Source organism: Pandoraea anhela, assembly GCF_902459655.1.
In the GTDB taxonomy this organism is placed as follows: domain Bacteria; phylum Pseudomonadota; class Gammaproteobacteria; order Burkholderiales; family Burkholderiaceae; genus Pandoraea; species Pandoraea anhela.
Genome location: NZ_CABPSB010000001.1, coordinates 417,159 through 440,096, shown reverse-complemented (window position 1 = coordinate 440,096; position 22,938 = coordinate 417,159). Strand labels below are relative to the sequence as shown.

Sequence of the window (22,938 nt, the reverse complement as noted above, 5' to 3'; positions counted from 1 at the left end):
ATGGGGATTCGCACCGGGCGACGATTGTTCGCATTAGGCCCCATCGCATGACGGGTGGCGCGGCTATCGTGGGTGACATAAGGCCGGCGTGCACGGTGTGCGTGTAGCGTCGGCGTGGTATCTACCACCCACGGAGGCGAGCGTGCTCGAACTGACGTCCTGTCCGGACAACCTGGTATCCGGTCTCATCGAACTGCTCGTGACGAGCGTTAACAAGGAATATCTGAACGAGGCCGAACGTCTGCTCGCAGCGCTGCACGTGATGCGCCCGCGCTTTCGCGAGCTGCACGTGTACGACGTCTGGCTGCTGATGGGCCGCAAGAAGTACACCGAGGCGACGCAACTGTTGCGCGAGCTGGAGAATCAGCAGCTTCGCTCGCCGTATGGCGCCTATGTGAGCGCGCTCACCGCGATCTGCCTTTTCTCGTTGCGCGATCCTTCGTGGCGTATTTACGCCAACGAAGTGCTTGCTCGCAACGAAGATACGGAATCGGTCAATCTCGTGAGCCTGCTCATGGGCAAGCGCAAGGAAGCCGAGCCGTCGGCGACCACCACCGGCGACATTTCGCCGTTCGCCACCATGCATTTCATGCGCGCCTGATCGCGCCGAGCGAGGGAGTTCATGGCCATCATGTCTGTGAAGCCGGTGCCGCCCGTGACCGCATTGGCCGCCCAAAGCGCCGTGACGGCAGTCGGCCCCGGCGCGGGGCTGGGGGCGGTGCCGGGCACAATGCCTGCCGGAGCCCAGGGCCCGGCGGCGTCGATGCCGCCCCCGGCGTCCGTCGACGCCGAGGCGCGTTTTCGTCAGTCGATGGCGAATGCCTCGCTTGAGCGTCCGAGCAACGTGGGCGGCGCGCACACGTCCATCGCGGCGCAGATGGTGGCCAGTCAGGACGATGCAGTCAACCGTGTCTCGGCCGACGTCGCGCACTTTCAGGCAGAAGCCGGCGAGATGGACACGCGGGAACTGACGGCGAATATGGTCCGTCTGCAATTCGAAATGGCGGAGACGATGGCCCGCATCGAGTTGGGTGTGGGCTTCGCGCAGGGCGGGAAAGGCGCCGTGCAGAACCTGATGAAGAACCAGTGACATGACGCGAGCCGTGGCGCCCCGTGGGTGCGTGAAGTGGAAAGTTCTGGCGTTAGCGCTGGTGTTGCTGCTCGCGGGATGCAACAAGCAGTTGTATTCGCAGTTGAGCGAGAGCGACGCCGACGACATGCTCACCGTGTTGTATGAGCAGGGCATTCGTTCGGACAAGCAGTCGCCGGACAACGGCAAGTCGTGGACCGTGAGCGTGGCGGAAGACGATTTCGCGGCTGCCGTTCAGGTGCTGCACGCGCACGGATTGCCGCACGACAAGTACGCCAACCTCGGCGAAATGTTCAAGAAGGACGGGCTGATTTCCACGCCCACGGAAGAACGCGTGCGTTTCATTTACGGCGTGTCGCAGCAGTTGTCGGCAATGCTCTCGCGTATCGACGGTGTGTCGTACGCGAGTGTCCAGATCGTGCTGCCGAACAACGATCCGCTGTCGTCTGTCGTCAAGCCGTCGTCTGCGGCCGTCTTCATTACTTATCGGCCGAATACCGACGTCGCCTCGCTCACGCCCAACATCAAGAATCTGGTGATGCATAGCGTCGAAGGCCTGACGTACGAAAACGTCAGCGTGACATTCGTGCCGGCAGCCCAGGCAAATGCGGGCAATATGCGTCGTCGCGAGAGCGGCGGGCTGCCCGCGTGGGCGCTCGCGGCGCTTGCGGGTGTGGTGCTGGCAGGGCTCGGCGTGGCGGGGTTCGTGATGCGCAAGCGGATCGCCGGTTTGTTGGGGGCAAAGTTCGGCGCGAAGCGTGCCGGAAACGATGACACGGCCGCGCCGGAGGATATCGACGGCGCCACGGCAGCGCCCGGCGCGTCCACGCAGTCATGAGCGGGCAGCGTATGTCAGCGCCAACGGGGTCGATGAACACGATGAGCGCGATGTCGGCGGCAGACGTCCCCATCGAGGTGCTGCTGGACGCGCTGAGACGTTTCGAGCAATGTTTGCGCGGTGTTGCCCAGGATGTCACATCCCGCCTGTCGTCGCCGACACGGCCCGTGCCGCCGGGACCCGGCGCATGGCGCAGTGTCGCTGCGCTGACGAGCGTGTCTCCGGCAACGTTCCTGTCGCCCGCCGCCCGGCTGGCCGTGTGCGACGAACCGCTGCTCTTGCGCGTGTTGGCGATGCGCGCGCTGTATGCGCGAGGCGCGCTGGTGCGGCGTTGCGTCGATCGGGAGCGGCTGTTGACGTTGCGTGCCGCGGTGGGCCGAGAGGCGTTCACGCGTCTGCTCGCTGTCGCGCCCGTGCATGGCGTCAGCGAGCCGGACTGGCCTGCCGACGTGACGTCGCAAACGCTGGTCGCCGACGGCTTATCGCGCCTGCGCCACCCGGGTGGCATCGACGATCCGTCGTTGATGCCATTGCTGTCGTTGCGTCTTGCCCGGTTCGATGGGGTGCCCGTCCACGAGATGCCCGGTCACGCGGAACTTGCGCGCGAGACCACGCGTTTTTTTGTAGACCTGCCTTCACTTCTGCCTGAATTCGTATGATCGTCTGGCTCAATCCTTCGTCTCACGACGCGCCGCGCATCGGGCTGCGTCAGCGCGTGTTGCGTCGGGAGCAGATTGCGCGCGTGGTGGATCTCGATTCGGCGCTCGCGCAGGCGCAGGCCCTGCTTGCACAAGCCCGTCAGGAGGCTGACGCACTCGTTGCGAGCGCCCGGGCTGCCGCCGAGCAGATCGACGAAGCAGCTCGCGAGCGCTTCGCGCAGGCCGAGGCGGGCGGATACGAAGCGGGCTTCGCACAGGGTATCGAGGCGGCGCATGCATCGATGCATGCGCGTGTCGAAGATCGTCAGGCGGCGATGCAGCAAATGGGCGAACGTCTGGCCGGCGTGGTGTGCCGCGCCGTCGAACAGATGGTCGGCGACGCCGGGCGCGAAGTACGTATGCGCACGGTACTGGCGACCCTGCATCGCATGATCGACGAGCATACGCATCTGGTATTGCGCGTGCATCCGGATGACGTCGACATGGCGCGCAGCGCACTCGACGAGATGGCGGCCGCGACGGATTGGCGCGGCGGTTTCGATGTCATGCCCGACGACGCCGCGCAACCGGGCGACTGCCGGTGCGAATGGGACGACGGCATTCTCGACGCCAGCCTGTCGATCCAGCTGGACGCGTTGCGGCAAGCGCTCGGATATGCGGTCGAGCGCATGACGCTGTCCCACCCCGCCGAGTCCACTGCGTCTGCCGAGCCTGCCGACTCCGACGACTCCGACGACTCCGACGACTCCGACGACTCCGCCGACCTCGCGGTCGATCCGGCCTGGCACACCGACCGTGCGGAGGTCGCTGAGGCCACTGGGTTTGCCGCAGGCGTGGCGGCGGTCGAGATTCCCGAGGTTGTCGAGTTTGCCGATTTTGACGAGGATGCCCTGGCGGCGCATGACCACGCATGACCGAAACGCGCACTTTTCCCGACGCCCCGCCCATCGACCGCTGGTTCGGCGATGCGGTCGACGCATTGCCGTTCGGCAGGCGCTTCGGCAAGATCGCGGAGGTCGCGGGCACGCTGATTCAGGTCACGGGCCTCGACGCCTGTCTCGGGGAACTCTGCACACTGCTGGACAAGGACGGTACCGTGCGCCAGCGGGCGGAGGTCGTGGGTTTCAGCCGCGACCGGCTGCTGCTCGCGCCGTTCGGCAACATGATCGGCCTGTCGCGCGAGACGCGCGTCGCCGGCACCGGCAAGCCGCTCTCGGTCGGGGTGGGTGACGCGTTGCTGGGCCGCGTGATCGACGGACTGGGCGAGCCTATCGACGGGCTCGGTCCCTTGCGCGTGACGGAATCCATCTCCATTCACGCCAACGCGCCGGACCCGATGCACCGGCGCATGATCGATACGCCCATCGCGACCGGCGTACGCGCCATCGACGGTCTGACGACGTTCGGCGAAGGTCAGCGCGTCGGCATTTTCGCACCGGCCGGTGTCGGCAAGAGTACGTTGCTGGGCATGCTCGCGCGCGGCACTGACGCCGACATCAGCGTGATCGTGCTGATCGGGGAGCGCGGCCGCGAAGTGCGCGAATTCATCGAGCTGACGCTCGGCCCGGAAGGCATGCGTCGCTCGGTGGTCGTTTGTGCGACGTCGGACCGCTCGTCCATCGAGCGCGCGAAGGCCGCTTACGTGGGCACGGCCGTCGCCGAATACTTCCGCGACCGGGGACTGCGTGTGCTGATGATGATGGATTCACTCACGCGCTTTGCCCGCGCGCAGCGTGAAATCGGGCTCGCGGCAGGGGAGCCGCCGACGCGTCGTGGCTATCCGCCATCGATCTTCGCCGAATTGCCGCGTCTGCTCGAACGCGCCGGCATGGGCAGTACCGGCTCGATCACCGCGCTCTATACGGTGCTGGCCGAAGACGAGTCCGGCAGCGATCCGGTGACGGAAGAAGTCCGGGGTATTCTCGACGGCCACCTGATTCTGTCTCGCGACATTGCGGCGCGCAACCGCTATCCGGCCATCGACATCCTCAACAGCCTGAGCCGCGTGATGTCGCTGGTGGCGCACCCCGATCATCAGACCGGGGCCGGGCACATGCGCAAGCTGCTCGCGCGGTACAACGAGATCGAAACGCTGTTGCAGGTCGGTGAGTACGCTTCCGGCGCCGATCCGCTCAGCGACGAAGCGCTTGCGCATCACGATGCGCTCGAAGCGTTTCTGGGACAGCGTGTCGACGATCTCGCGCCGTTCGAGGAGACGCTCGCGACCGTCGCGCAATACGCGTACGGGGAGTAAGCCATGGCCGCCAGCCTGCGCGCCTGGTCGACGGTCGTTCGGGTCAAGACGCGTCACTGCGAGCGTGCACAGGCGGCGGTTGCCGAGGCGTCCGCCGTCTTGGCGAATGCGCAGGAAGCGGCCGCAGCGGCCGACGCCCAACGCGACGCCGCCGAAGCCACGCTGGAGAACACCCGGGCCGTGTGGGCAGCCTCGATCCGCGACAATCCCGTGTTCTCGCCCGAAGACTGGCTGCGTCACGACCTGCTGCTCAAGGACCAGGTCGCGGTGCTCGAACAGGCGGCGCAGCAATGCTCGCATGCGCAGGACCGCGTAGCGTCGGCGCAATCCGGGGTGACGACGGCGCAGCAAGGGCTCAGGCGCGCCGAAGCCTCGCGCGACGCCTGTATCGACGCACGCAATGCCATGGTGCGCGAAGCCGCGCTCGCCGCAGAAATGGCGATGGACGACGAGAGCGGCGAAGTGGCCGCCGCTCGCATCTATCGCGCCCGCCAACGCGCGCGCGCGTCGCGCGCCTGACCGTTTTTCGGCGCCCACGCCACGCTCGCGCCCCCCACTTCGCACGCCATGCTCGATCTGACGTCCTTCTTCACCGCGCTCCAAACGCTCCATTCGAATGTGGAGGGCTTGCTGTTCATGATCGCGTTGTCGAGCATCCGCATTCTCGTGCTCTTTCTCGTGCTGCCGCCAACCGGCTCACAGGCCATTCCCGGACTGGCGCGTGCGGGGATGGTCTATTTGCTGACGGGTTTCATTGCGGCGGGGCAGTCGCCCGAAGACTTCGACAGCCTGCCCGCCGGCATGCTCTTGCTGCTCACGCTCAAGGAAAGCCTGATCGGCTTGCTGATCGGTTACGCGAGTGCGTCGATCTTCTGGATTGCGCAGAGCGCGGGCGTGATCATCGACGACCTCACCGGCTTCAACAACGTGCAGATGACCAACCCACAGCTGGGCGATCAAAGCACGCCGGTGTCGAATCTGTTGCTGCAACTCGCCAGCACGCTCTTCTACGTGGCGGGCGGCATGCCCGTTGTCCTCGGTGTCGTGTTTGCCTCGTTCCGCTGGTGGCCCCTCGCGTCCACATTGCCGGATTTTCAGACGCGGGCGATCGAGCTGGCGATTACGACGGGCGGCGGCGTGACGGATACGGCGGTGCGTCTGGCCACGCCGATCATGCTTGCGCTGGTGCTGGTGGACGTCGGGCTCGGAATCGTCGCGCGCGCGGCCGGGAAGCTGGAGCCGTCCTCGCTCAGTCAGCCCGTGCGAGGCTTCATCGGTGTATTGATGCTGGCGACCATGACGCTCGCGGTGGCGGATCAGGTGCGTGACGCATTGCACCTGCACGGGTTCTCCGAATTGATGCAGAACCTGTCGACGCCGGTCGGGGCGGCAGGCACGGGCGGCGCAGGCGCCGAGGGCAGTGGCGCAGTGGCGGCGCAGGCGACGCATTGACTGCGTCTGCGTGGCCGCCGCACGTACCTGCGACACGCCCCCAGGCACCTCAACCGACCTCAACCGCACGCTGCCCCGCCAGCGTCGGCCCCGGGGGCGATTAGGCGGGAGGGAACTGCGCCAGCGTTTGCTGACCTTCGGCGGTGCGCGTCGTCTGCATGCGGATGACCGTGCGAACCCCGAATGCGTGCTGGTCCTTCACGCGCTTGCGCACCGTGAGTCGGCTCCCGTGCCACGCGCCAGGCATTTGCAATACGGCATCGATATCGTTACGGGCCTGGTTGGCCGTCGCATGGTCGCCCCGCGCCTCGGCCTGTTGGGCGAGCGCGCGCAGGTTGTCGACCCACGGACCGATGTGCGGCGACAGGCTGTAGTTGATCTGGAAATGGCACAGCTTGTTGTCTTTGTCGATCTCTCGCACCGCCGACTCGAACGCTTCGAGCTGCGCCGCCGCCCGCATGCGGTTCGTCGGCGTATTCTTCTCGCCCGTCTCGTCGGGCGTCATCTTCGAGACGGCCTGACGCAGCCAGCTTTCCCGGTTGGCCGAAATTTCCGCGAGCATGTCGCGGGCCGTGGCGTGGTAGCGATCGAGGTCGGCGTCGAACTTCCCGTCGACCTGAAAGGCGCTGATTTCCTTGCGATCCATGTGCCAATACATGTCGCGCGTCACCGAAACGCCCAGCGGCAGGGACTGTGTGAGAACGGAGGCGTCGCTTCCTTTGATTTTGGCGGTCTGGTTGGCGATCGGCGAGAACCCGACAGCGGCCCCCGCGGTGATACGCTGCTGGGCGTTCACCCCTTGCGCATTGATCTGCACGCCGCCGCCGGTCTCCATGCGGTGCGAGCGCGCCTTGTCGTGCTCGCCGGCGACCGAGACTTCCAGTCCGAGCGTCTGCGTCGCCTTCCCATGCGTTTTGCGTTTGATGGCCGGCAGCGTGGCTGCCGCGCGCACGGTCGTGGTATCCGAGCGGCCGTTTTCGAGCAGCTCGACGATGGAGATCGTGGGGTGGCGCGCGAAGATCGCTTCGAGCGGATTGGCGTATGCAGGTCCTTGCCTGGGCTTGAGCGTGTCCCATTGCAGCGTGCTGTGGATCACGTCGAGCATTTCGTTGCGCGTCTTGTCGTCGTTCTTCGGGGTACGGGGCTCACGCAGAACGGTCGCCTGCGTGAGCGTTCGTGACGTCGCGAACCTTGCCGTGACAGTGCCTTGCGCCGATACCGGACCGTGGATCGTGCCGCCGACGGCCGCACCGATGGTCGTCTCTGCGGCTTTCGTCTGCACCTGCCCGATGGAGACTTCGAGACTCAGCGTGTTCATCGCGATCTGCAACGACGCCTCGCTCGAGACCGACGCCTCGGCGCCGAACACCGGCGTGACGACCGCAGGCGAGACGGCTACGGGCAGCTTCGGCAGCCCGCCGCCGAGCGTGCCGCCGCCGGCCAGACGGATGCGATGGCCGCTGCGAAAGCCTTCCACATAGCTGCTGAGCAGCATCTCGACGCCGGTCTTATCAGCGAGTTTGCCCGTGCGCACGTAATCGAGGGCCGCCTTTTCGAGGATGGCGCTGTCACGCTTGTCGGAGACGTCGGCGTTCGCTTTGCCCGCGTCTTCGTCGCCGGCATCGGGCGCTTTGGGTGGCACGATATCGGCGAGCGACTGGTTGATCGTTGCCATCGCTTCATATGCCGAGCGATGCTCGTCGAACAAGGCGAAGAAGGCCTCCGGCAGCGCGATCATCGGTGCTTTGCCTGACATCGGGGCGCCGTGCTTCGGTGCGCCCGGTGCGCCATCGGCTTTCGTCGCGGCCTTGTGTGCGCTGAGCACGCGACGTTTGACGGCCGCCAGATCGTGAGGCCCGAGCGCGACTTCCGACAAATGAACGCCTTTGGTCTCCAACTGCTTGAGATGGGCGACGATGCATTTGGCGACGAGCACCGTCTCTTTGGCTTCGGGCGCAAGCGGCTGCGCGTGCGCTTCGACCAGTTGTGCTTCGGCGGTCTCGATCTTGCGCCGCACCGCGCGATCGAGCGTGAGCGCCGGATGACTCAGACCGATGTGCTCGCCCAGATGATTGGCGGTTCGGATCGTAGCGGCGCGAAACGGGGTCTTTTCGCTGAGCGGCGAAACCTTGCGCCACACCTTGACCCAAACCGGTACCTGGGGACGTTGCTGCGGCGAGGCGTTGGCGTTCGCATGCATCACCCAGTCTTCCGAGGCCTTGTGAATCCGCGCGTTGTGCAAGGCATACGCCGAACCGGCCGCGTTACTGGTGTAGCCGTTGCGCACGGCATGGTAAGCGGCGAGCGCGACATCGTCGTGCCGGACTGCGGTGTCGCCGCCACGGGCTGCGAGTTTGGCGGCGGCCACGTCGCAGGCTTTGCCGAGCCACGCCGTGACGTCTGCGTCCGCAGCGTCGCCATGGCGCGCGGCCCGGGCATCGTCGGCTGCCCAGAACACGCGCAGCGCCGTGTGCGTTTCCTTGTCCGGAGCGGTATCGCCGTCTTCGCTCAGGCAATGAATCAGATCGGCGCCACGCGGCAGTCGGGACAACGCCCGGCACAGCTCGCGCACGTCGTTGGTGGTCTGACCGGAGGCCCCGTCGGCCCGAGTCCAGTAGGCCGCCGGGCGCGCCGCCATCGCGCTCAGTGCGCGCACCGCGCGTTCGCCGCGCGCGCTGTCGTGTGCTGCATCGTGCGCCGCGTCGTCCACTGTGCCGCCCAGCGCGGCGTGAAGCGCGTTCGAGACGACTTCGGCAATGCCGTGGTCGGGCATAGGCGCGGAGGTCTGGTCGCGCAGGCGCGCGGCCATCGTCTGGAGCAACGGCGCGATTCTGGCCTGCGTTTCGGGCGAGAACCGGGACGTATTGGCCGCCCCGATCTTTGCGATGTGCTCGTTCAGCGTCTTGATCGCGTCGTCGTTGTCCGGTCGTTTGTCGGTGGGTTTCTTCAGCGACGGGACGTCGCGCCGTAGCGCGTCGATCTGCCCGGCGAGCCGCTCGGCCTGATGCGCATCGCGAACGACCTGGCTTCGCGACGCGAGCAGCGTCTCCAGTTCCCCCATCTTCTGCGTGATGGCGAGGTCGAGATCGCCGTGATCGGCCTCGATGCGTGCGACGATCGACATCGCACGCTCATAGCTCGTTTGCGCCGTTTGCAACCGATCGAGCAGCGTTCTTGCATGAGGCGACGCGTCTGCGCCTTCGCGCAGCCCCCGTGGGGCGGCAACGGAGGTGTCTGCCGGTAACGTCGCGATTTTCCGGCTAAGACGATCGACTTCGGTTTCGGCTCTCGCGGCCTGCTCACGCGCCGCATCGGCCTGTCGGGCCAGCGCCATGAGGTGACGCACGGCGTCGCCCCCGGCTTGCATCGCGGTTTTGATGTCGTCGAGCTTGCCCGGGGTTTCCTGCCGACATTGGTCGACCTGACGCGAGAAGTCCCCGATCCGGTCGAGCGCGAAGGCCGTGTGCGCCTGCGTTTCCTGCTCGTGGAAGTTGATGGACGCGATCATCAGGGCTTCCGGACCATGCAGGGTGCGGTGCAGGGCGCTGGCGGCCGCGTCGCGATGGACGTTGGCGAGCGCAAGCGCGTCACGCGCTTGCGCCACGGCGGCCTCGGTCGCGACGACTTGGGGCGTGCCGGGCGCTGTGCCCAGGCGAACTTCCCGTTCATGGGCTTGCATTGCCGCGCTCAGCGTCTGTTGCGCCGTTTTCACGCGAGCGAGCGCCGTATCGAGGTCGCCCTGCAACCGGTCGATGCGCTCGATGAGTGTTTTGACGGAGGCCGGCACCGTTCCCGTATGCGGTTCGACGGCAGTGGGCTTCGAGGCGCCCGACGGCGGACGGCCGACGTCGTTCACATGCTGAACATTGAGTCGCGCAATGTTGCGCGTCGGACCGGCCGACAGGAACGGAAACATGCGCACCAGCCGTTGCCGGGCAGGCGATGGGGCTGGCCTTGCCCAGACTTCGATCTCGGATTTTGCGAGACTCTCGTGCATGTGTTGCGCCAGCGAGAGCAGTGCGCCGGGGTTCAGATCCGGGTCGCCGGGTAGTTTGGCGGGCGTAGCGGCGGGGCCCGTGGGGCGATGGCGGGTGAGGGTTGTGCCTGTCACCCCCGGCTGAATGACCACGGCGCGGGCGAACAGCTTCGATTGCATGCGAGACAGCAGCGATTTGTCGCCCGACGGGGCCGCGCAGGCCACCGGGGCGCGAGCGGGAAGCGTCGCAACAGGGGCGTCGAACTGACGTGGTACCGGTTGGGCAGCACCCGGACTACCGCTTCCCGAAACGGCAGGCCCGCCTGTCCGGGGGGGCTGCGTCGATGTGGATTGCGAGGGCAGGCGTTTTAACATCAGGGTACTCCAAGCGACACGTGGTAGGCGTCTCGCGCTTTGCCGGCGGTTTCTCGTCCGGTCTGGTTATGCGTGCTACAGCGGCGATCGCTGATGAAATCGATACTGCATATCGTCTTTTACGATTAGGAATCCTAGGCGAAGCGATGTGCGCAATTACGAAAAGAATTGAGATTCACGTTCGGGAATTCGCTTTTTTCGCCATCGATACAGATTTCTTTGGGCGAGTCCATTTGGCTGGATCAACATCGTCTGGCAGGACACTGAGGTTGCACAAGTTTCCCTCCGGCGTGCCTGCACAACATCGTTTAACGCGTTTCTACTTCGTCTTGCAAGGCCCACGATCATGATAAATGTGAGTTCATCGGCAGCCCATGCTGCCACTTCGCCGCTCTCAAATGACGACCTTTCCGGTTTGTCCCAGGACATTTCGCATCTCGAGGAGGACATCAAGAAGTTGATGCAGGAGATGATGGTGCTGCTGCAACGGGCAATGTCCAACCAGTCGGACGATGGCGGTCCTTCCCCCGTCGGCGGTGCGGGCGGGCCGCAAACGCGTCTGGCCGCGCCGCCAGATGACGGCGGTGTGGATGCCGGTGGTGATGGCGGTAATGTCGATGACGGTGGCGATGTCGACGATGGTGGGGACGTGGACGATGGCGGTGACGTTGGCGGTGCCGATGACGATAACGACACCGACAACACGCCGGGTACACCGGAGAACACGGGCGCTGGCGCCGTCGGCGACTCGGGTGGTCAGCGTGGCGCCGAGGGGCTCAGCGGCAAGGCGAGCACGCGCCCGTTGAGCGAGAGCGAAAGCCGCAACATGGCGAAAGCGCTCGTCAACTATTTCATGGACCAGCTCCACTTGCCCAGGCACGCCGCCGAAGGCATGGTCGCCAGTCTGTACCACGAGAGCGCGGGCCTGAACGCCAACATTTCGCAAGGCGAGGCTGGCGCGGACCACTTCCGCGGTCTCGACAGCTCGTTCCATGCCGACGACAACCAAAGCGGCTTTGGTATGGGGCAATGGAGCGGTACGCGTCTCGAGGGGCTCAAGGCGTTGGCAGCAAAGACCGGCAACGATGTCGGCAGCCCCCTGAACGCCGCCCAGTTCATCGTGCAGGAAATGAAGGGGCCCTACAGCAACGCGCTCAACGCATTGCGTAATACGAAGTCGGCGGAAGAGGCCACGGAAGTGTTTACGCGGATGTACGAGCAACCGAGCGATCCGCAGATGGCGTCACGTATTGCGAATCTGCGCTTCGTTCAGGGTTGACGCGGCGTAGCAAGGCATTGCAAGGCCGAGTGAGGCGATGGCAAGTGGCGAACGGTGCTGGCGGCGAACGCCGGCGCCGTTCGCCACCATCGCCGCCATCTCCTGCATCGCCATGGAATCCGCATCGGCAAATGTGCATATCGCGCCGTGCGGTATTGCCTGATAAAACTTCGCATGAGTCCTAAAACGAAGCGATGTGAATGTCGCGTCCCTCGTGCTTGCTAAGCTTGCGCCCCGCGAGCCTGATTCAGCCTGGGTCATCTGCCCCGGCGCCAGCCCCCCAAACTTCGCTGCGCTGCTTCGCCTGACGCTCGCCGGGCGGCGTCGCTTCTCGTCACATCCTATGAAATTTCCCGCGTTGTCTCGCACTGCCGTCATGCTCGGATGCAGTGCCTTTTTGCTCGGCCTGCATGCGCCGCTCGCTTCCGCCGAGATCAAGGTCGGGGTCAGCCTCTCGACGACTGGCCCGGCGGCGTCCATCGGTATTCCGGAGAAGAACACCATTGCGCTGCTGCCCCGGCGCATCGGCAACGAACCTGTGACCTACATCGTGCTCGACGACGGGAGCGATCCGACGCAGGCCGTCGCCAATGTGCGCAAGTTTGTCTCCGAGGACCATGTGGACGCGATTTTCGGCTCGACGACCGTACCGAGTTCGCTGGCGATGTCGGCGGTGGCCGCCGAATCGCATACGCCGATGATCTCCCTGGCGGCCGGCACCGCCATCGTCGAGCCGGTCGACGACAAGCGGCGCTGGATCTTCAAGACGCCGCAAAACGATGCCCTGATGGCCGACGCCGTGACCGAATACATGGCGAGCCAAAAGGTGAAGACGGTGGCGTTCATCGGGTTCAGCGATGCGTACGGCGAAGGCTGGTACACCTCGTTCTCGAAGTCGGCGCAGGCGCGCGGCATCAAGATCGTCGCGAACGAACGTTATGCACGCACGGATACCTCGGTGACGGGGCAGGTGCTGCGCATGGTGGCCAGCCACGCGGATGCGGTGCTCGTCGCCGGCGCCGGAACGCCCGCCGTGCTGCCGCAGAAAACCCTTAAGGAGCGCGGCTACAAAGGCGTGATCTATCAGACGCACGGCGTGACGAACAACGATTTCCTGCGTCTGTGCGGTGCGGATTGCGAAGGGACCCTGCTGCCTGCCGGCCCGTTGCTGGTCGTGGACGATCTCCCGCAGTCCAACCCGGTATATGCGTCGGCTCAGCAATACAAGCGGATCTATGAGAAGGCCTACGGGGCGGGTTCGGTGTCGCCGTTCGGCGCGAACGGCTGGGATGCCGGTCTGCTGCTGCAAAACGCGGTGATGAGCGCACTCAAGACCGCCAAGCCCGGTACCGAAGCGTTCCGCGCCGCGTTGCGCGACGGTCTGGAAAACGTGCGTGAAGTCGCGGGATCGCAGGGCATCTTCAACATGAGCCCGACCGATCATGCGGGCCTCGACGCACGCGCGCGCGTGATGCTAAAGATCGAGCACGCGCAGTGGCGGGTGGCGCAACCTGCCCATCAGTAAGCGTGTCCCCATGCGCCCGGACGAGAGACGTCCGGGCGCTCGCGCCATCGTTTTGCGTCGGTCGGTTCTCGTGCGCTTGCCGACAGCGCGGACTATCGTCCCGTCAACCGATCTTCAGCTTCGGAATCTCCACGCTCAGCGCGTCGATGGCGCACCGTGTCTTTGACGGCAGATAAGGCGTTTTCGGCCACACGACGTGAATCGCCTGTGGACGCACGCCGCACCGCTCGCGCACCGCGACGAGATGGCCGGCGGCCACGTGCCTCTCTAGCAGCCAGCACGGCAGATATACCAGTCCCAATCCTGCAATGCCGGCGTCCGCAATGGCCTGTACGTCGTCGAGGCTCAACTGGCGGGTGATTTGCAGTTCCTGTTCGCCGCCGTCCTCACGCAGGATTCGCCATTTCGACGTCGCGCCGTCGCTCGAATACGAGATCGCCGTGTGCCCTGCGAAGTCGTCTGCCGAGACGGGCATGCCGTACCGGGCGAGATATGACGGCGATGCTCCGATACTCAAGTACTGCGTGCCCAGGCGCCGCGCGTCGAGCGTCGTGCGATCGCGCAACTCGCCGATGCGTACCGCAAGATCGATGTTCTCCTCGATGAGATCGACGGCCCGGTCGGAAAACGAGATGTCGATTTGCAGCTTCGGGTACTGGCGCGCCAGGCCGAACAACACCGGCGCCACACATTGATGACCGAACGCGATCGGCACGCTCACGCGCAACCGGCCGCGCGGCTCGGCAAGACCGCTCTCGACCTCGGCGGCGCCGGCGTCGAGTTCGGCCAGCGCCCTGACGCATCGCTCGTAGTAGATGCGCCCGGCCTCCGTGAGCGTGTGGCTGCGCGTCGTGCGATGCAGCAGGCGTACCCCCAGTCGCGCTTCCAGGCGCGAAATCACCTTGCCGATGGCCGAGCGCGTCAGGTGCATGCGCTCGGCGGCGAGCGTAAAGCTGCCGGCTTCGATGACCTGTACTAAGACCGCAACACCGTCGAGTTTGTTCGTCATAGGGCGTCTCGATTCGATTGGTTCCCAAGAGGCGCGTATTGCGGGAAGAAATGTCGGTAATCGGGAATTTGATTCCCGATATATTACCTCCGACTTCATTCTTTTTTGCGCTCCCATGACATTTCCTCGCGTCCCTCAGAACGCGATGGCGCTCGCCGCCATCTGCCTGACGTCGCTGATGTTCGGTCTCGAAATCTCCAGTGTCCCGACAGTCCTTGCCACCCTCGAAGGCGTGCTTCACGCCGACTTCAAGGACATTCAATGGATCATGAACGCTTACACGCTCGCGTGTACGACCGTATTGATGGCGACGGGAACGCTCGCCGATCGCTTCGGACGCCGGCGCGTGTATGTGATCAGTATCGTGGCCTTCGGACTGACGTCGCTCGCCTGTGGCCTGGCGCAGAGCGCGCCGGTGCTGATCGTGAGTCGCTTCCTGCAGGGCATGGGCGGTGGCGCGATGCTGATTTGTCAGGTCGCGTTGCTCTCACATCAATTTCGTGAAGGGCGTGAGCGCAGCAAGGCGTTCGGTGCATGGGGCATCATCTTCGGCATCGGACTCGGTTTCGGCCCGATCGTTGGCGGCATGATCGTTGCGGTGGCCGACTGGCAGTGGGTTTTTCTCGTTCATGCGGTGCTTGCGATCGTTGCGCTCGGTTTGGTGTTCGTCGGTGTGCAGGAGTCTCGGGATCCGCACGCGAATGACCTCGACTTGCCAGGCGTCGTCACGCTGTCGCTGGCGACGTTCGGTCTGGTGTACCTCATTACGCAAGGACCCGACCTGGGGATGGGCAGTCCTCAGACGTTGGGCATCGCGGCCGCCACACTGGCTTGTTTCCTCGCATTTCTCCTGGTCGAGACGCGTAGCCCCCGTCCGATGTTCGATTTCTCGGTGTTCCGGATTCGCCGCTTCGCCGGGGCCATGTTCGGCTCGATGGGCATGAACTTCAGCTACTGGGCGTTCATGATTTACCTGCCGATCTACTTTCAGGGGGCGCTGGGATATTCGAGCGTGGAGGCCGGTTGGTCGCTGTTGGCTTATACGCTCCCGACGCTGGTCGTGCCGCCCGTTGCCGAGCGGCTTTCGCAGCGCTTCGATGCGCGCCGGGTGATCCCGCTGGGGTTGTTCACCATCGGCCTGGGTTTCCTGCTGATGAAGCTCGGTTCGGGCATGGCGCACGCCAGTTGGCTCACGATGCTGCCGGGCTGCGTACTCTGTGGCGCAGGACTCGGACTGACGAATACGCCGGTCACCAATACGGCGACGGGTGCCGTGTCAACCCATCGGGCGGGCATGGCCTCCGGCATCGATATGAGTGCGCGACTGATCAGTCTGGCCATCAACATCGCGCTGATGGGCTTCATTTTGCTCAAGGGCGTCCATACCTATCTGACGAGTGCGCTGCCGGGCATCCTCGACGCGCCGTCGTTGCGCGCGCTCGCGGAGAGGGTCGCCGCAGGCAGTTTCGATGCCATTGTCGATGCCATGGCGCTTGCGGGCCCGCAAGGGCAGGTCGTGCAAGCCACGCATGTTGCCGATGTGGCCCGTGACGCGCTGGTGCACGGCTTCGGATGGGTGATGCTGTACGGCGTCGTCGGGGCGTGGTCGATGGCGTTGATGAGCGTAATCGCCTTCGGTCGCGGCGAGCGCGAGTGTGACGCAGTGTGCGCCGTGACCGAAAACGCAGGCTGACCGGTGCCGCCGCGCACGCCCGCCCTCGCCGACTCGTGCGGGGGGGCTCAGAACCGGTAAAGCATCGCCAGTTCGGCGCGACGGTCGTTGCCCAGCAGCCACTGCGTGTTGTTGTAGTAAGCCGTTTGCACGTAATGGCGGTTGAAGACGTTGTAGAGGCGGCCGGTGAGCGTAAGGTCGCGTCGCGGCTGCCAGGCGAGCGCCAGATCGACCGTGGTGTAGGACGGCAGGGTCAGCGTGTTCGCCGTATCCGCGTAGCGTTTGCCCACGTACTTCAGCCCACCGCTTGCGGTCCAGGCCTGAGCGAAGCGCCAGCGCATCCAAAGGTTCGCCATCTGTTGCGGCACGTTGACCGGCACGTTGCCTGCCCGCGAGACCGACGCGCCGGCTGCGCTTTCATCGAACCGATCGTATTTGGCGCGCAGCCACGTACCGTTCGCGTCGATGCGCACGTCGCGGGTCAGTTGCGCGCCGAGCGTCAGTTCCACCCCGCGCGACGATTGCTGGCCGACCTGCAAACTGAGCGACGGATTGAGCGGATCGACCGACAGCAGGTTGTTTTTTACGATACGGTAGACGGACAGCGTGCCGTCGACGCGGCCGTCGAGCCAGTCCTGTTTCACGCCGAGTTCGATCTGCTTGCCCGTCGCCAGATCGAACTTCGCTTTGGCCGGCGTGAGCATGAGCAATGCGCTCACCGGGTCGGCCGCGACCGCGTATTGCCCGTATACCGTGGTGTCGGCCGTCACGTCGTAGACGGTGCCCACGCGCCAGCCGGTGTAACCGAGGTCTTTGGAGAAGGCGCTGCCCGCAACGAGGTCGTCGCGGTGGATGCTCGCATGGTCGTAGCGCACGCCGCCGATCACCGACCAGCGCGACGTGATCTTAAGACGGTTCTCCGCGAAGAACGCGTATTGATTCGCCTGCGAGCGGTATTTCGGATACGTGCCGGCCACGTTCACGAAGTTGCCCGGATCGGGGTTGTCGAGATCCACGAACGACGTGCCGGCATAGGGCGAGTTGTTGGTGTGCCGGAACGTCGTGTGGTTGAACTCGAAGCCCGCCGAGACGGCGTTTTCCATGCCGAAGAGATGTCCCTTGAGCGTCGCGGCCGTCACGTTGCCGATCTGCGCCTGATCGTGGAGTATCTCGGTGTAGCTGCTGCGCCGGACCTGTCCGGACGACGGCACGTAGGTGTAGTCCTCGGCATCTTTCCAGTGTCGCTTGCTCTTCATGCGGTAAAGCGTGCTGGTGACGACGATCTCGTCCGTCGGCCGCCACGATGCCGCCAGCGTCGTCCAACTGTCCCGGTAGGTGATGAGCGAATCGCCCACGTTGTAGTTCTTCCGATACGTGGCCGGATCGAGACGGCCGCCGACCAGCGGTACGCCGAAGTACTGCATCGGGTGTTGGTTGCCTTCGGCCAGTGAGGCCGTCACGGACAAGCGCGGTGTGAAGTCGTAGTGGATCGCGGCGGAGAACGACGCATTGCGCGAGTCGCCCCGATCGACCCAGTTGTTGGAGCGATTGGCGCTCGCGTCGAACCGGTAGGCGAGTTTGTCGGTGATGGCGCCGCCGCTGCCGATGGCCGCGCGTCCCGTCTTTTCCGTCCCGATGCCGAGTTGGACCTCGTTTTCGATCGGCGTTTGCTCGGGCTTTTTCGGGACGATGTTGATCACGCCGCCGATGGCGCCCTCGCCATAGATGACGGACGCAGGACCACGAAGGACTTCGATGCGTTCCACGGACCAGGTGTCGAAAGGGAAGGTCACGCCGATGGCGCCGTAAGGGCGAACGCCGTCGTAGAGCTGCGTGACCGAGGCGCTGCCGACGAAACCGCGCGCGCCGAGTTCCGAGCCGCCGTTGCCGGGGTGCGGCGACGCGTTGATGCCGGTCGCGCGGCTGACGGCGTCGACAATGCTCGCATCGCCGCGCTCCGCCAATTGCCGATGGTCGATGACGTCGACGCTCGCAGGCGTTTCCTTGATCGACAGACCGAGACGGCTACCGGTCTGTATCGGGTCATCGAGCGGTTTGACGGTGTCCCCCCGCACCTGCGTGGCCGGCAGTTGAACGTTCTGCGAAGGTGCGCCGTTGGTGATGGTGGTGCTGGCGGTGACGGTGGTGCTGGTGTCGGTGGCGTGCGCGAAGGCGCACAGCGAGCCAATGGCCGCCGCGACGGCGGTGCGCATCGGGAATGACGTTTTCATGACGCTGTCTGGATTTATCGTTATCGGGGCGCGCGCGAGCGCCTGCCGTGCAGTGGTGCGCAAGCGTGTGCAAGCCGTCGCCCTGGAGGGGCGCCAGCAAGGTTCGAGGCAATGCGTGTGAGCGATGCGGGACGGCCGTATGCGTCGGACATGCACGCTCGCGCCGGAACATCGCCATCGATCGAAATGGGCGACAGGCGTGGCGGGCTGTCAGGGGCGCGACGGCCGATGCGGGTCAGATCGAGGGCGGAGCGCGGGAGGGCGGCGTGAGACGTAGCGGGGTGCCGACGTCGGTCAATGTCGGCGACGGCGCAAGGCGCGTGCCGCCGAGGCGGGTGTCGACGAGCGCGAACGATGCGGGAGGCAGCGCAGGGCTGTGCGCGAGCAGCGAACAATAGCCGCAGGCGGCGCTGGCCGCATGGGAGATCGGCGTGTGCCGACTCTGGGCGGCCGTTTCATCCAGGCTGGTACAGAAGGCGCCGGACAGCGCGTCGTCGACGGACGACGGGTGTGCGCGCAGATACTGGCTGATCAGCGGTGCGCAAAGCAACATCCACATGGCGGCGAGGCCGACCCATGCGATGCGCTTGCTGCGAGACCATACCGGCATGTTCGGGGCACGCGGCGACAAACCGCGTTCGTGAAGGCGAGCCCGGATGCTATCACGCACGCGCACGCGGCAATTCGCCGCCATCGTCAATTTCGCGATGAATGCGACGCCTTGCGGCAATTTGTCGCGACGGGCGACTCGACCGGGGCCGCTGCGCCCCGCATCACCCGGTCGGGGGGGCGAGGGTGCGGCGTGTCGTTGCGTCTGCGTGCCATGCATCATCGGTTGACGGCGAGCCGTTGACGAGGCACCGCAGACGGGGGAAGACAATTCAGGGCAAGGCTGGTAATATACGTTTCGTAGCTATTTCGCATATAAAGGCCTGCATCATGGGTATCGTCAAAATATCGGAGCAAATGCATGAGGCGCTGCGCAACACCAGCGGCGCACTCAGCCGCTCCATCAACGCGCAAGCCGAGCATTGGCTGCGCGTCGGCATGCTCGCCGAGTTGAATCCCACGATGAGTTACGGCGAGATTTGCCGCCGACTCATCGAGTCCGAGGGCGGGCCGGTCGGAGAGGCCGGGACCGTCGTTTCTCCAGCAACCGGTGCACCCGTCACCGTATTGAACAAGGTGGCGTAATGGTGCGCGAAAACGTTGTGATCCGCTCGAAAGAAGAAGTTGCCCTGTCGCGTCGCGCCGGGGAGATGGCCGCACAGGTGCTCGCGATGATCGGCGAGCACGTGAGACCCGGCGTCACGACCGATGCGCTCGATCGTCTCTGCCACGACTTCATCGTCGACGAGCTGAAGGCGATTCCCGCCAACATCGGTTATCACGGGTATCCGAAGACGGTGTGTGCGTCGGTCAATCATGTTGTCTGCCACGGTATTCCGGGCGACAAGAAACTGCACGACGGCGATATCGTGAACATCGACGTCGCGCTGATCAAGGACGGCTGGTACGGCGATACGAGCCGCATGTATTACGCCGGCAAGCCGAGCATTCTGGCCAGGCGTCTGGTCGATACGACGTACGAAGCGATGCTCGCGGGCATTCGCGCGGTGCGACCGGGGGCGACGCTCGGCGACGTCGGCTACGCGATCCAGACGGTGGCGCATCGCGAGGGCTTCAGCATCGTGCGCGACTACTGCGGGCACGGCATCGGCACCACGTACCACGACGACCCGCAGGTGTTGCATTACGGTCGTCCGGGCACGGGCCTGGCGCTGCGTCCCGGCATGATCTTCACCATCGAGCCGATGGTCAACGTCGGCAAGCCGGATACGAGGCAACTCGCCGATGGCTGGACGGTCGTCACGCGCGACCGCTCGCTCTCGGCACAGTGGGAGCACATGGTCGCCGTCACGGAGACAGGATTCCAGGTGCTCACGCAGTGGCCGGACGGGCTCGGGGAGTATGCGCGTTATGGTGCGCTCGATGCGAGCGAAGGGGCGGTGGCGACGGTGAATGCCGCCTGACCGACGATGCCCGGAAGCGGGTTGATGTCGCGGTTGATGGACGTGAAACGGGGCGCAGCGCATGCGCCCCGTTTTGCGTGGATCGCCTACAAACCGTCCGGGGCGTCCTCGAAGACGAGTAACTGATCGGCGTAGCGGTGATAGAGCCAGCCGAGCACGGCGCAAGCGACGGCGAGATAAATGACCGAGATCACGGCTTGCAGAATGAGCGAGGCCAGCACGGCGACCGTCACCTGAGGCATGAGCTTCAGGATGACCTGCACAATGGCAAATGCGATCAATCCGCCGATGATCAGCGGGATGAGGGTCGCGATCGAGGTGCCGAACATCGACCAGAAATGGCCCCGCGAGTCAAGCCACGCCGAGCGCCAGCGTTTGCTGCGCCCTGCGGCGATCTGAGGAAAGATCAGAGAAATACGCACCAGCAGAAAGAGCGTTACACACACGAGCAACGCGAGAAGCGTGGCCGCAAACGCTCGTGAACTGCCCTGTCCGACCAGGCGCATACCAAAGACCCCGGCGGGAATGGCGATGATGAGCGCGATCCACCAGACGATGGCGACCTGAAACGACGTCGCGACGTAGCGTCGCACACCGCGATCGAGCCAGGAGGCGTGTCGGGCGGCGTCCGGTCCGAGTACGACATAACGAAGAACATGCACGGCAAGTATCGCCAGGGCGCACAGATTCACGAAGCTGACGGCCAGCGACAGCAACGAAATCTGGAATCGGAACAAGGCGGGGGAACTGCTTTGCGATGCGGTCAGTGCCAGTTGTCGAAACGAAACGCCCAGCGCCGACGTGATAAGCAAGACCACCGTAATCGACAGACATAGCAGCGGCCGATTGCGTAACGCGTTGAGGCCGTCGATCCATGCGCCTTTGAAACACTGCGTGAACGTTATCGGTTCCATGTTTCCCCCTGAGCGGATATCGCTTCGTTGATCGAAGCTGTACGACATGGTGCGTTACAACGCCGCCATTCTTGCAGATCGGCATAAGGCTGACAATCGCGCATGTGCCCGTTGCCGTCGATGTCGGGGCAGGGCGACGGGCAGGGCGACGTGCAGGGCGACGTGCAGGGCGACGTGCAGGGCGACGGGCAGGGCGGCCCAGGAAGGGATGCAACGGGATCCGGTGCAAAGGTCGCGTGCAGCGAGAGCGCCGGTCGGCGACGCCGATCTCGATCTCGCCCGACGCCTGCGCCTACGCCTACGCCTACGCCGTCATGACCCTGCGAAGCACTTCGGCGTGCGTGACGACGCCAACGAGCCGGGCAGCGTCGTCGAGCACGGGCAGGGTGCCGTGGCGTTGCGCGACGAGCAGCGGCACCAGTTCGGAGAGCGGCATGCCGGCGGTCGCCGACTTGAGATCGCCCTGCATGAGATCGCGTATCGCGGGGCGTTGTCCCGCGCCTAACGATGTGCCCAACGATGCGGTGAAGCGCGGCCAGCGCTGGCCGCGTGCGCGTCGGGCGTGCAGGTCGTGACGCGTTACCAGTCCGATGACGCGCGCATCGCCATCGACGACCGGCAAGGCGTCCAGCCCATGCCGCTGCAACAGACGCCATGCGGCCGGCGCTTCGTCGTGCGCCTGCACCTTCGCTAGCGGCGGGCCCATGACGTCCGCCGCCGTCAATTCGCGCGCACGTCGTGCATAAGCTTCACGCTGCGTGTCGCGCAGCAGGCTGACCAGATCGTCCGCAGAAATGTCGAGCAGTTCACTGCGACGGGCGAGAGCCTTTTCGGCGTCGGCCGTCGTGACCGGCATCGCCTGCGCATCGACCGGGCGCGCCGGCGCGTGCGCGCGCACGGCATGAGGGTAACGGTGGCCGGTGATCGCGTGATAGGCGATGGCGCAACCGAGCAACATGACCGACTGCAAGGCGATCGGCGTCAGCACGAAACCGTAACCGAGCGCATGGACGGACGGGCCGCCGAGCACCGCCGTGAGGGCGACGGCCCCTGAGGGCGGGTGCACGCAGCGCAGCGTAAACATCAACGCGACGGAGACGCCCACGGCGGCGGCGGCGGCGACGACCGGTGTCGGGATCAACATGGCGCACGTCACCCCGACGACGGCCGCAACGAGATTGCCGCCGAGCATCGACCACGGTTGTGCGAGAGGACTGGCGGGAACACCGAACAGCAGAACGGCCGACGCGCCCATCGGCGCGACCAGCCAGGGGACGTATGTCGTTGGGCCGAGCCACCAGAGCATCAGGCCGCCGGTCAGGCCGATGCCGCACAGCGCGCCGATGCCCGCGCGAAGCCGCTCGCGCACCTGCACCGCCGCCACGGCGGGCAGAAAACCCGCCATCCAATCGCGCACATCGCGTCGTGTCATTGCCATGTCGTCCCGCTCCATCGGCCGCACCGTCTTGGGGCGACGTCTTGATATTTTGCGCATGATATATCGTATATCGATGAATTGGGAGAGCGGGAGCGCGTGATTTTAATGCTGCGTCGCAGCGAACGCCGCGCTTGCATCCCACTGGTATGAACGCCGTGCACCAAAGTGAGGAAAACGAGACATTTCGGCCGTG

At 65.1% G+C, this 22,938-nt stretch carries 19 protein-coding genes; 13 read left to right on the top strand and 6 right to left on the bottom strand.

Annotated elements, in window-relative coordinates; genetic code table 11:
• Positions 1-142 precede the first annotated feature (142 nt).
• From PAN31108_RS01805 to sctT, 8 genes are read left to right on the top strand one after another with little or no spacing between them, the layout of a single operon-like run.
• Positions 143-601 carry an HrpB1 family type III secretion system apparatus protein gene (locus PAN31108_RS01805; RefSeq protein ID WP_174994798.1) on the top strand — a complete coding sequence of 153 codons (459 nt, stop codon included), beginning with the start codon at positions 143-145 and terminating at the stop codon, positions 599-601.
• A 21-nt stretch (positions 602-622) separates the two neighbouring features.
• Positions 623-1,090: a hypothetical protein gene (locus tag PAN31108_RS01800; protein ID WP_150667183.1), complete on the top strand. Its 468-nt coding sequence runs from the start codon at positions 623-625 to the stop codon at positions 1,088-1,090.
• 31 nt (positions 1,091-1,121) lie between these two features.
• Positions 1,122-1,928, top strand: a complete 807-nt coding sequence (gene sctJ, locus PAN31108_RS01795) for a type III secretion system inner membrane ring lipoprotein SctJ (protein WP_246183721.1) — start codon at positions 1,122-1,124, stop codon at positions 1,926-1,928.
• Positions 1,929-1,939: 11 nt separating this feature from the next.
• Positions 1,940-2,587: a type III secretion protein HrpB4 gene (locus PAN31108_RS01790; protein ID WP_174994797.1), complete on the top strand. Its 648-nt coding sequence runs from the start codon at positions 1,940-1,942 to the stop codon at positions 2,585-2,587.
• Positions 2,584-3,501: a type III secretion system stator protein SctL gene (gene sctL, locus PAN31108_RS01785; RefSeq protein ID WP_150667180.1), complete on the top strand. Its 918-nt coding sequence runs from the start codon at positions 2,584-2,586 to the stop codon at positions 3,499-3,501. Before PAN31108_RS01790 ends, sctL begins: the two co-directional genes overlap by 4 nt.
• Positions 3,498-4,841 carry a type III secretion system ATPase SctN gene (sctN, locus tag PAN31108_RS01780; protein WP_150667179.1) on the top strand — a complete coding sequence of 448 codons (1,344 nt, stop codon included), beginning with the start codon at positions 3,498-3,500 and terminating at the stop codon, positions 4,839-4,841. The genes sctL and sctN overlap by 4 nt, the downstream gene beginning before the upstream one ends.
• Positions 4,842-4,844: 3 nt before the next feature.
• Positions 4,845-5,360 (top strand): hypothetical protein, encoded by a 516-nt coding sequence (locus PAN31108_RS01775; protein ID WP_150667178.1) that lies wholly within the window; start codon positions 4,845-4,847, stop codon positions 5,358-5,360.
• Between the two features lie 48 nt (positions 5,361-5,408).
• Complete coding sequence (gene sctT, locus PAN31108_RS01770) at positions 5,409-6,293, top strand: type III secretion system export apparatus subunit SctT (RefSeq protein ID WP_150667177.1); 885 nt, start codon at positions 5,409-5,411, stop codon at positions 6,291-6,293.
• A 100-nt stretch (positions 6,294-6,393) separates the two neighbouring features.
• Here sctT and PAN31108_RS01765 read toward each other — a convergent pair whose 3' ends face one another.
• Complete coding sequence (locus tag PAN31108_RS01765) at positions 6,394-10,449, bottom strand: FUSC family protein (protein WP_150667176.1); 4,056 nt, start codon at positions 10,447-10,449, stop codon at positions 6,394-6,396.
• Between the two features lie 610 nt (positions 10,450-11,059).
• Between PAN31108_RS01765 and PAN31108_RS01760 the strand changes: the two genes are divergently transcribed.
• A complete protein-coding gene (locus PAN31108_RS01760) occupies positions 11,060-11,923 on the top strand; it encodes a phage tail tip lysozyme (protein ID WP_150667175.1) in 864 nt (287 codons plus the stop codon).
• Positions 11,924-12,299: 376 nt separating this feature from the next.
• Positions 12,300-13,448 carry an ABC transporter substrate-binding protein gene (locus PAN31108_RS01755; protein ID WP_246183743.1) on the top strand — a complete coding sequence of 383 codons (1,149 nt, stop codon included), beginning with the start codon at positions 12,300-12,302 and terminating at the stop codon, positions 13,446-13,448.
• 103 nt (positions 13,449-13,551) lie between these two features.
• Here PAN31108_RS01755 and PAN31108_RS01750 read toward each other — a convergent pair whose 3' ends face one another.
• The gene (locus tag PAN31108_RS01750) at positions 13,552-14,457 is read right to left on the bottom strand and encodes a LysR family transcriptional regulator (RefSeq protein ID WP_150667173.1); all 906 of its coding nucleotides are present in this window, start codon (positions 14,455-14,457) and stop codon (positions 13,552-13,554) included.
• A 115-nt stretch (positions 14,458-14,572) separates the two neighbouring features.
• Here PAN31108_RS01750 and PAN31108_RS01745 point away from each other — a divergent pair, with 115 nt between their 5' ends.
• Complete coding sequence (locus PAN31108_RS01745) at positions 14,573-16,150, top strand: MFS transporter (protein WP_150667172.1); 1,578 nt, start codon at positions 14,573-14,575, stop codon at positions 16,148-16,150.
• A 47-nt stretch (positions 16,151-16,197) separates the two neighbouring features.
• Here the strand turns inward: PAN31108_RS01745 and PAN31108_RS01740 are convergent, their stop codons facing one another.
• Both PAN31108_RS01740 and PAN31108_RS26260 read right to left on the bottom strand, forming a co-directional pair.
• Positions 16,198-18,360 (bottom strand): TonB-dependent receptor, encoded by a 2,163-nt coding sequence (locus PAN31108_RS01740; protein WP_150667171.1) that lies wholly within the window; start codon positions 18,358-18,360, stop codon positions 16,198-16,200.
• Positions 18,361-18,595: 235 nt separating this feature from the next.
• Entirely contained in the window at positions 18,596-18,970 is a 375-nt protein-coding gene (locus tag PAN31108_RS26260; RefSeq protein ID WP_174994796.1) for a DUF2946 domain-containing protein, read from the bottom strand.
• Positions 18,971-19,299: 329 nt separating this feature from the next.
• Here PAN31108_RS26260 and PAN31108_RS01730 point away from each other — a divergent pair, with 329 nt between their 5' ends.
• On the top strand, positions 19,300-19,554 hold the full coding sequence (locus tag PAN31108_RS01730; protein ID WP_150667169.1) for a ParD-like family protein: 255 nt from the start codon (positions 19,300-19,302) through the stop codon (positions 19,552-19,554).
• Positions 19,554-20,393 carry a type I methionyl aminopeptidase gene (gene map / locus PAN31108_RS01725; RefSeq protein ID WP_150667168.1) on the top strand — a complete coding sequence of 280 codons (840 nt, stop codon included), beginning with the start codon at positions 19,554-19,556 and terminating at the stop codon, positions 20,391-20,393. Before PAN31108_RS01730 ends, map begins: the two co-directional genes overlap by 1 nt.
• Before the next feature lie 86 nt (positions 20,394-20,479).
• On the opposite strand, the gene PAN31108_RS01720 is transcribed toward map, so the two are convergent.
• The gene (locus PAN31108_RS01720; protein ID WP_150667167.1) at positions 20,480-21,307 is read right to left on the bottom strand and encodes a hypothetical protein; all 828 of its coding nucleotides are present in this window, start codon (positions 21,305-21,307) and stop codon (positions 20,480-20,482) included.
• Between the two features lie 304 nt (positions 21,308-21,611).
• Positions 21,612-22,745: an HPP family protein gene (locus PAN31108_RS01715; protein WP_150667166.1), complete on the bottom strand. Its 1,134-nt coding sequence runs from the start codon at positions 22,743-22,745 to the stop codon at positions 21,612-21,614.
• Positions 22,746-22,938 lie beyond the last annotated feature (193 nt).